The 10,383-nt window shown below is 41.7% G+C and carries 8 protein-coding genes; 4 read left to right on the top strand and 4 right to left on the bottom strand.

Annotated features, from left to right (window positions below; all coding sequences use genetic code 11):
- From BY457_RS19075 to BY457_RS16915, 4 genes are all read left to right on the top strand, one after another.
- A partial coding sequence (locus BY457_RS19075) for a phage baseplate assembly protein V (RefSeq protein ID WP_181256520.1) occupies positions 1-1,355 on the top strand: 1,355 nt, incomplete at its 5' end.
- A 37-nt stretch (positions 1,356-1,392) separates the two neighbouring features.
- Entirely contained in the window at positions 1,393-2,109 is a 717-nt protein-coding gene (locus tag BY457_RS16925) for a PAAR domain-containing protein (protein WP_106154511.1), read from the top strand.
- A gap of 9 nt (positions 2,110-2,118) precedes the next feature.
- Positions 2,119-5,394 (top strand): toxin VasX, encoded by a 3,276-nt coding sequence (locus tag BY457_RS16920; protein WP_106154510.1) that lies wholly within the window; start codon positions 2,119-2,121, stop codon positions 5,392-5,394.
- Entirely contained in the window at positions 5,388-6,161 is a 774-nt protein-coding gene (locus tag BY457_RS16915; protein WP_106154509.1) for a hypothetical protein, read from the top strand. The genes BY457_RS16920 and BY457_RS16915 overlap by 7 nt, the downstream gene beginning before the upstream one ends.
- Positions 6,162-6,202: 41 nt before the next feature.
- Here the strand turns inward: BY457_RS16915 and BY457_RS16910 are convergent, their stop codons facing one another.
- From BY457_RS16910 to BY457_RS16895, 4 genes are all read right to left on the bottom strand, one after another.
- Positions 6,203-6,862 (bottom strand): septal ring lytic transglycosylase RlpA family protein, encoded by a 660-nt coding sequence (locus BY457_RS16910; RefSeq protein ID WP_181256519.1) that lies wholly within the window; start codon positions 6,860-6,862, stop codon positions 6,203-6,205.
- An 85-nt stretch (positions 6,863-6,947) separates the two neighbouring features.
- Positions 6,948-7,700 (bottom strand): tetratricopeptide repeat protein, encoded by a 753-nt coding sequence (locus BY457_RS16905; RefSeq protein WP_106154507.1) that lies wholly within the window; start codon positions 7,698-7,700, stop codon positions 6,948-6,950.
- A 20-nt stretch (positions 7,701-7,720) separates the two neighbouring features.
- The gene (locus BY457_RS16900) at positions 7,721-9,544 is read right to left on the bottom strand and encodes a BatD family protein (protein WP_258176779.1); all 1,824 of its coding nucleotides are present in this window, start codon (positions 9,542-9,544) and stop codon (positions 7,721-7,723) included.
- A gap of 122 nt (positions 9,545-9,666) precedes the next feature.
- Positions 9,667-10,371 carry a tetratricopeptide repeat protein gene (locus BY457_RS16895; protein WP_106154506.1) on the bottom strand — a complete coding sequence of 235 codons (705 nt, stop codon included), beginning with the start codon at positions 10,369-10,371 and terminating at the stop codon, positions 9,667-9,669.
- Positions 10,372-10,383: the final 12 nt, after the last annotated feature.

The raw sequence follows: 10,383 nt of genomic DNA, 5'->3' as shown, positions 1-10,383 counted from the left end.
TTTCGCGTTTGGCAGCCTCCTGTGGCGACTGGTTTTATTACAACGGGAAAAAACTGGTTGTGGGAAATCCTCAAAACGATGAAACGCGACGCGTTGCCTACGATGTTGAGATAAAATCCATAAACATAAGTGCCGGTCTCAACAATCTGAATACGGAGATTTACGATTACAATGCAGTAGAGAATGACTATTTCGAGGATGCACCTGACCGTCCCATTAAAGGGATGAACAGTTACATGGAAGTGGCCAAAGGTAAGTCGGAATCGATCTATAAAACCACCTGTAAACTTCCCATGAACCGGGCCATTATCGATGAAAATGATATCATGCATCAGATGAAGGCCTGTCACAGCCGTAGTGCAACCAAATTGTCAAATGTTCGTGCAGAGGCTAAAACCTGCGCCATTCGTTTGGGAGAATTGGTGTCGGTTCGTTTGCCCAAGTCGCATCAGAAGGATGTGGGACCTGATCTGGGACGTTACCGCATAATTGAGGTTACCCATCAGGTTGATGAGGCGGGGATTTACTCTAACATCTTCAAAGGCGTGGCCGGAGGTACCGAGATGTTGCCCGATGATCATATCCAGACTCCTACAGCCTTTCCCGAACCTGCTGTTGTCACCGACAATGCCGACCCGCTGAATATGGGACGCGTAAAGGTGCGTTACTTCTGGCAGGACGAAGAGGAGAGTACCAACTGGATGCGCCTGCAGGGGCAAAGTGCCGGCAGCAGCGATGTGGTAAAAAAGAACCGTGGCCTGGTATTCATTCCCGAAATAGAGGACCAGGTGATGGTGGCCTTCGAACAGGGCAATCCCGACCGTCCTTACGTCACGGGCAGCTTGTTTCACCGCGACAATGGCGGTGGAGCCGCTACCGATAACAACATCAAATCCATTACCACCCGCAGCGGTCACACCATCGAGTTTGACGATACCGAAGGGGAGGAAAAAATCCATATCCGCGATAACGGGGGGTCAGTGATAACTTTCGATACCAAGGAGAAATCCCTTTTGATTAATTCGGTGGAGAATATCGATATGAGTGCTAAGAACATCAATCTCTCAGCCGAGGAGAATATCTCTCTGGGGGCAAAAAAGAATGTGGAGTTGGCTGCCGAAGCTGATGTAAACACCCTTGCCAAAGGTAATGTGGCCATGCAAAGTGACGGGGATACCAGTGTGGCTGCCAAAGGTGCTGTAACTATGGAAGCTAAGCAAGATGTGGCTATCAATGGTATGAATGCTGCCCTTGATGGTAAGCAGAATGTGGATTTGAAGGGCGGCGTGCAGGCCAATGTGAGTGGTTCCATGACCTGCGTAAAAGGTGCCGCCTTTAAAATAGATGTGATGTAAAAACCCGAGAACAATCTAAGCCAATAACCCAACAACTATGGCAGGAAAACCAGTAGCAACCATCGGCAGCATGCACGTTTGTCCCATGGTAACAGGATACATACCCCACGTTGGCGGACCCGTAACCGGTCCCGGTATGCCCGGCGTCACCGTAAATGGTCAACCCATCGCCGTTATGGGCGACATGTGCACTTGCGTAGGCCCCCCGGACACCATTGTTCAGGGCTGTCCCGGTGTTACCGTTAACGGTACACCTGTTGCAACTTTGGGTAGCATGACTGCTCATGGCGGTCAAATTACTGTAGGTGTTCCCGGCGTTACTGTCGGCCCCAACACTCCTACGCCAGATGCGGTAATGCCCCTCAAACAAATTCCCTTTCCGAATATTACTTTGCTTGATCGTGTGGGGGCTGCAATAAAAGGCAAGAGCAAAGATTTGAAACAGGCAAAGAAAAACCAGGAACAGATTAAAGAAGAAGCTACAAGTAATGAAACGAATCAGGAGCCGGCAATTGTGAATCTTGAGTGGGGGCATGAGCAAAGAATTGTTCGACAATCGAAAGTCATTAAGCAAGTTAATCTTATTGCAACTGTAAGTGGGATAAATGATGGAGAAATGGCCGATTTCTATCTAAAAAGAGACGTTCTTACAGGGAATGAAGGTGAATCAGAAGAGGTTACTAAACTTTCAGGAACTGTAAAAGAGGGTAAAGTTGAAATTACCTGGGAGGTTGAAGATAATGACCAAAAATAATTCCAAACCATGAATGAAGAAAATTTAGAAGTAGAGGAAAAACAAACAAAACAATTTGATCCGGTAGTGGGACAATATTTTTTTGAGGTAGAAGTCGCGGGATTGAAAAGTGAGCGAAGTCCAACGCTTGAAGCCTTAAAGCCGGGTATTGATCTTCATTTTTATCGTTACGGGTTGTTTCCGGAAAGCGCAAAGAGTAGTGACGAAGAATATCCCGTGTTAAGTTTCAATAAAGATGGGGAACAGGTAAAACACCCCGAAGAAGTAAAACCCGGCGGGGCTCCTTCCGTTGATGGATTTTTCTATGGAAGAACTGTTCTCAATCCGGGTTATTTGTATGTTTTTGATGCTAACAATGAAAATCTATGGTATGAATATGAAGTTGATGGATTTGGTCGATACATCCCTGTTTTGTGGGCGCAAAATAAGGAAAATGGAAAATATAAGGATGCCAGGGAAGCGAATGGTAATGCACTGGATTACCTGACGTTTAAGACAGACACAGAACTTTGGGTTGCTTATTCTCCGGTACAATGGAGCATTGACTATCATCAGAGTATACGTTCGGATGCAGAAAAACGTCAAAACCGGATGTTGAAAATTAAATGTACCGGTTTTAAAAAGGATGAAGCGTCGTCCAATTCCGATATCCTGCCATTTGATGAAGTTGAAACAATTTATTGGAACGAAGAGAGTCATTTTCCCCTTTGGTTTAATAAAAAGATTGATTCCTGCAGGGCAAATTTCGAAAGAGATTTGAAAAAGGAGAGTGATCCTGTTAAAGAGGATATGCACATTACTTTGTATGATTCTGTGGGGTGTGCCTTGGATATTAATCAGGAGCTGGGCTTCAAAAATATTGAATTCAGAGCCTTGGTGGAAAATATAAAAACCGGTCAACCTGTTGATTACATCAAAAAGAAGTTGATGAATGAAGAAATGGATATTCCTCTGATTAGTGATGAGCATTATCATCTGTTTCTGCTGGCACTGACCTGTTATCAAATGGTATATTCCACCAGGGAAAATACTGAAAAATATGATGGAGGAAAACCCGGGGTTAACTTTTATGATACGCATTATCCTCACCATCTAGAAGCACAGAATCGGGCGGATGCAAAACGGCGAAAACTAAAAAGAAAGAACAGGAGTTACTCATCCGGATATAGTAATGGTTACCAAAATCTGGGTAGGGCAATTCAGGAAACGCAGTATAGCGCTCCCAACAGAGTCGGTCAGGAAATATTCATTGGGTATGGTTTGGATCGGCAAAAAGTAGAGGGCATACTTGGTATAGAGGATCGCCAAAAGCTGAGAAATCAGATAGAGAAATGTCGGGATAAGTTAGGGGATTTCCTTAAGTCCGCTTATTTCAAGGGGGTGCTGGATGACTATCTGCATAACACTGAAGTAGGAAAATTAGATGGAATGGCCGGTTTTTCTGTTATTCTATCTAACCTGTTTGTTGCACCGGCCGATGTGGAAAGGCATTTATTACTGCCACAACATCGGAAAAAAGATGATCAATGGAAGCAATGGATTTGCGCTTTAGGGGACGACAAAACAAAAAGTCAGGAGGTTATAAATACCGGGATAAAAAGTAAATCCCCGCGATATCAAAGCAAAGATCCTCTTCATGCACTTATGTCTTCCGATATAGAACTTCAAACAACATCTCAGGAACAACGAGGCATAGCTGTAAAGATGGCTGCCTTCATGAAAGCACAATTGAATTTTATGTCTGAACAGGCCATTGAGCTAAAGGAATTTGACGGAAAGCCTGTTGTGAGAGCAACTGATGTTAAGAAATTTGTGGTTAAAAAGCTACAGACTAAATACAAATACAAGGGTTCCCCGATTATTTTGCTTCGCCGTAGTGAAATCTATGCTCAGCTTAATGCTTTCGGGTACGATTTGGATAAAACTTATGTGAAGATAGCTCCCTACAATGGCCGAAAAGACTGGTTGCGGATATATCAAAACTCCGAAAATGTTACAGTATCTATTGAAGATGGAAGGAAGATGATTGAATTTCCGGTGGAGTATGACCGGGAGTTATCCAATACGGAACTTAATCTGAATAAGCTTAACCATAAAGCGGCTAAGATATTAAACAGTGGATCTTTTAATGGATTTATGGCTGGTGTGCAGATGTTGAATATGTATTCTACGGTGAGTGAGCTTGAAAGCAATAGATTTTGGAAATCTTTCCTTTCAACAGGAGGTGCTGCCGCAGATCTTACAGAGGCTGTCATCAATGTTCAGAAAGCACAAATGGCGGCCAGTGGGATTCAAGGAGGTATTGTAGATGTTTTGCGTCAAAGAGCTAAAGTCTTTGGCGCCATCGGTGGTTTTGCCACTGCCGGAATATGCATCTGGGATGCCGTAGATGCGTTTAGCCAGGGGGATGTTGATGCCGGGGTTGCCTGGATTGGTGCCGGGGTGTCTTATGGAGTAGCAACCGTTATGACCACCTTTTGTTCCGGGATGGCGATGGCTGGTCCGGTTGGGTTAATTGCTGCCGCGGCAGGTTTCGGACTTTTTGTGTTGGCCAACGAATTAACCGACGACGAATTGGAAGAATATTTTAAAAATTTCCTATTAGGCGATAGAATAGCCTTTGCGAAGGATACAGCCGAAAGTCCAGCGCAATATAATTTAAGAATATTAAGCAACCGAAGAAGATTAATGGGTAGTAATCCGGATGAAGAATATTTGGAAACGCTTATGAATCCTTATGATGCCCTTGCCTGGTTGTATGATCTGATTGTTTGTCCGGTAATGACTTTTAAGGTTAAAAATTATGAGGCTTTAAGTAGTTATTACAATACCCCCTATGCTTCCGGATCAATAAATTCATATGTGTTTAAGAGTTTTAAAATAACGATGGAGTTTAATCGTTTTTTTAATGAATATAGCTCAATTGAGTCTCATGCGTATTTGTTTATAGATGGATTTAAACGAGGTGAGTCTGAAGAGTTAAAAGAGGGAAGGAATTATGCTATTTATGTTTATCCGGATAACAGGAAGCAGTTAATGGTAGATCTTTACATCCCTTATGAATATTTGGGAGAATTAAAAACGCAAAGTGATCTTTTATTTGCCGTAAGAATAGATAATTCACTTTCCCAGAGGCCTTCTTTTCCATTTATCCTTAATGAAGAAAAACGATATTTGGGAGCTATAGCTGATCTGGGTAGTCTAATGTCTCCCACGAAATTTAAGCAGGTAGAAGAGGTACAGATAGATACACTTAATCATTTATTAAACCCTAAAAGATGGTAGCTAAAAAGAAAAAACATGAGTTGTATCGAAAGATAACTCACTCCGAATATAAAGGCATAAAAAAGATTGGTGATAAGGGCCCGCAGAGCTGGTTGCCCAAAATTATATCTCAACTTGATGATGTGGTTTATAAAGGTAGAATGGGATATGAAATAGTCAATGATGAATTTATTAAAAAATCCCCTAATGCCCACATACTGCCGCAAATAGGGGGCGGGGTGGCGTTGTTGGCGATTGTTTTATATACTTATTTTTCAATAAAAGAGGATAGCTTTGGAGAAGGTTTTGATCTTTTTCTTTATTTCTTTTCGTGGTCCATATTAATTTTTTTCATTATTTATTATTATACCATGCCCAAAAAAGAGATTATCTTTAATCGCATGGAGGGAACTGTTACCTTTCCCGGGTGGATGTGGAACAAGAACATCACCATGCCTTTCGATAAAATTAAATTTTCTTATACTACAGGAGGCCCAAATATGATTGGTGCCTATCAATTACAGTTGGTCAGACCCGATAAGGCCGGTTCTATCTTGTTTTTTCCTTTTGGAGCCATGGATTGTTATCAGGAATTATCCATTATTACCTGGTACATGGATAAAAATCGCCCTTTGCCTCCGCACAAAGATTTTGATTTATATCGCGAGAAGGATTTTCAGCGTCGCAAGAAGAAAAAATTCCCAAAACCATTGTATAGAAGTCGTATCCCTACACCGGAGGCCACTCCCGAACAGCAGGCTGAGCGGGAAAGGTATTGGAAGGGGTAGTTTATGGTATCTATTATCGGTTTTAATATGTTCTAAGTCTGTTAAAGTTGCACCACAAAACAGCCGGGAAATACCATTTGCAGTTGTTTTTGGTTTTTGTCGGCTTTTTCTTTCGTTGTTTCTACTCCCACAATTAATCTGTTTACTAATTTACCTTTTACGCGGGCAACCTGCACATACATGTTATCCTGTATTTCTTTTTTTACCTGATCGGAAAGGCGAATGAGATTGTCCATCTGACTGAAACTTCCGATTTGTACTCCGTAGCCGCTAAGAACTTGGGAGCTTACATCTATGTGATAATATTCGTTCTGGAAAATTTGCTGTGATTCACTCTCTTGGCTGGTGTGGGTTTGCTCAATTTTTACTTTTACCAGCCCGTCTCGTATAGCATCAATTTTAATGGCCGCATTTTTGGATAAGTCTATAATACGACCATTGACAAAGGGGCCACGATCATTTACCCGAACGATTACTGATTTCCCGTTTTTCAGGTTCGTCACTTTAAGCATGGTGCCAAAGGGGAGTGTTGGATGGGCTGCTGTTAACTTTGAGTGACTGTATATTTCTCCGCTGGCCGTTTGACGTCCATCAAATTTATCGGCATAATAAGAGGCCAAGCCTGTAGCCGAGTATTGCTGGGCATTGATGCCGGAAATTAGACCAAGCATCAATATTAAAGTCAGAATGAATTTCTTCATTGGTAGGGATGGGTTTTTGGTATTTTTCATTCTTAGATTTGTCTGTATATGGAGTATTCTAATTACAGACTAGTAACTATTTTTCTCAAATCACCTCCACATCCGCTTCATGAATCCAGCCTTCGCTGCCATCCTGTAGTTTAATATTCCACCATTCACCCAGTTTCGAAAGCAGCTGAACCTTGGCTCCTTCATGTAAAACGAAAAGATCAGTGCCACTTTGGTCAGGAGAGCTTTTAATATTCACTGTCGGCGTGAAGATAATGGCATGGTTACGTTCAACCAGTTTGCTTTTCTGGTGAGAGGAGAAACCAAAAAATATACCGGAGGCTATCAGAAACAGTATTGCAAATGAGAAACCGGCTTTTTTCAGTGCTACACGGTTTCCAAAGAAATATAGCCCCAGGCCTGTTAAAAAAAACAGGAACATTACAATAGCGTATAAAGCCCAGCCGTCTGAGTCATTGAGGTTTCTAAAGTTTTGGAACCATCTGGTAAGAAAAAAAGTCCCGACTTGTTCTATTTCATCAGCGGTTTGACTATTAGCCAATTCAAGATTATACCGAATATCATCATCTTGTGGCGCAAGCAATAGCGCTCTCTCGTAATTTAAAATGGCTTCGGGTAACTGACCGTCTTTATAGTAGGCATTGCCCAGATTGTAATAAAGTTCAGCACTTTCCAGGCCCGATTGCAAAATGCCATTATACATTTCGATGGCTTTTGGGTAATTTCCGTCGGTATAAAGTTGATTGCCCTCTATTATCCGGTTGTCCTGAGCATTAAGACTCAAGCTGACAAGAAAAATTGTTGTAAGTGCTAATATTTGTGTTTTCATCTTTTGGCTGGTTTCTGTCTTTACTTTATCTTCTTCTTCAGGTTACTTTCCAGTTTACTGATGACCTCGATTGCAGCCTGATATAGCCCCTCTTTTTTTGCTGTTTCTCCTGATGGGGCATAGCGTGCATATTCACAAGTTTCCAGAATTTCCACCAGTTTTTCAGTGTTGTCTTCCATTGCTCCATTATTTTCCAGTTCCTGACGAACATTATCTATGTTCAGGTCGGATATCGGGATGACCAGTTTGTCACTGATATAGCCCCAAAGTCCTTTCGTGAGCTCCTCATAAAAGGCTTCGTTGTTGCCCGATTTCAAATGCTGTGCAGCTTTCTTCAGACGCTTACGGGCCATTTTATTGGCCTGTTTGGTCTTCTTCAGAGAAATATTGGCGTTTTCTTTAATTTTCTGGCGATAAATCAGTGAAATAATTACAAAGAGTATAAGCGGAATAGTGTATCCGAGAACAAACTTCCAGGAGCCAAAAAAGAAGGTGTTTACAGGTTGTAAATTTAGGTTTTCTGTTTTGATATAACGGATGTCTTTACCAACAAATTTTACTCCTTCCCGATTTGCAGCTGCAGGTCCGGTGCTTTGCTGATTGGTCGGGGAGGCTGTTTCTCCGTTTGATTCCACGTTGATGGTTAATTTCTGACTCTTCAGTGTTCTGTATTGACCAATAGAGGGATCGAAATAGACGTACTCTACCGGAGGGATTTCAAAGGCTCCTGAATGGCGCGGTATAATGAGTTGTTCATAGGTTTTTGAACCTTTATTACCGTTTACAGTGAGGTTTAGGTTGCTGGTGGTGTTGGGGGCAAACACATCAAAATCAGGCGGAAATGCGATATTTGGTGCTGCGGCAATTTTAAGATTTCCGGTTCCGGAGATGACAGTTTTAAGTGTGATTCCATCATTTACCTTTGCCTGGTTTTTTGACAGGGAAACATCCATATCCAGTTGGCCCACAACACCGCTGAAATTGGCCGGTTGTGGAGTAGGCAATGCTTTTACATTGATGGTAACTCCGTCAGATGTGACCGTTCGTCTTACTGTTCTGTGTGTATCAAAAAAATTGTCAAAAATATTATTGGACTGCCGGGTTTGTCTTATCCGGACAAGAAATTCTATAGAAATGGGTTCGATTTTCAGTTGTCCTGAAGTTTGGGGATAAATTATTTTCTGATTATAAGTGCCCACCCGATAAGTTTTTCCATTTATATTCTCCAGTGACCATTCAATATTTTCACTTCCCGTTATATCTTCTGCAAGAAAGTTTCGGAAAGTGGGGTGTTGAATGTCGGAGATACCTTCAAGGTTAACACGTGTGTATATTTTTGTTGTCAGCAATACAGGTTGATCCTGAAAAACACTGGTCTTGTTTGCTTTCATGGTAATGAAAACATCATCGTCACTAATAGCTCCCGACTGGTTATCTGTCACACCGGGTGTTTGGGCAGATTGCTGTCCTGCTTCCACGACTTTTATTTCCAGGCTGTTGGATTCATGCTTTTTGTCATCAACAACTATGGATGCCGGAGGAATGGAGAAAGTCCCCTTTGCGACGGCTTTTAATATGTAGGTATAAGTGTATTCTACTTCTCGAGAAACTTTACCGTTGATTATTTGAACCTGAGAACGTTGCGACGAAGTAGGTCCCATTAATATTTGAAAGTCCGCCAGTTCTGGAATTCTAAGATCTTCACCGGCTTTATTGACTTTATATACCAGCTGGAATCGTTTACCTTCTTCAACCGTTGCGGGAGCATTGGCCTCAAAAGACACGTCCTGTCCAGAAAGTATTGCCGGGATGAATAATAATATAGTAAATAAAAATGACTTCATTCTTAAAAAAATATTCCTGGTTATTAGCCTGATGTTGCTTGCATGCAAGGGGTTAGATTCTTGTTGATGCATCATTTGCAATGCTTGATTCATCTTTATGCTTAATCTATATGCTGATATTATTACCAATTTTTCTCAATCTGTCTTTGCTGAGCCTTTTTGGCTTTTCTTAATTTTTCCTGTAGCTCCTTTTCATCTTCTTCAAGGGATTGCAGGATTCGCTCCGCGTTTTCTTTCGAAATCCCCTGTTGTTGCTGTTGCTGCTGCTGTTGTTGTTCTTGTTGATCCTGCTGTTGTTCTTGTTGATTCTGATCTTGCTGTTGTTGATCCTGTTGTTGTTTTTTTTCCTGCTCCTGTTCCTGATCGTCTTTATTTTCCTGCTCCTCCTTCTGTTTCTGAAGCATTTTCTGAGCAACAATCAGGTTGTACCGTGATTCGTTGTCAAGCGGATCATTTCTTAAAGCTTCTTTGTAGGCTTCAATGCTTTTCTCGAGTTCCTGTTTGGCAAAGAACCCGTTGCCAATGTTGTGATAAACATCTGATAACCGGGTTTTATCATCAGTGACAGAAGTCAAAGATTGAAATTGTTCCAATGCTTCGTCAACCTTTTCCTGCTTAAATAATGCATCACCCAGGTTGAATCGTCCTTCAAAACTCTCAGGCTTTTTTTCAAGGGCCTTTCGATATTCAACCTCCGATTCAACATATTTCTCCTCTTCAAAATAGTCGTTTCCTTCCCGAACAAAACGTCTTTCATTTTGAGCGGACAGGGTTGAGCCCGTTCCCGCTAAAATAAGCATTACTATGAAGAAATATCTCAATTGCATAACAAATCGTTT

Source organism: Marinilabilia salmonicolor (assembly GCF_003003035.1).
GTDB lineage: Bacteria > Bacteroidota > Bacteroidia > Bacteroidales > Marinilabiliaceae > Marinilabilia > Marinilabilia salmonicolor_A.
Note: the sequence above shows the minus strand (reverse complement) of the source record. Positions and strands in the feature narration are given on the sequence as shown.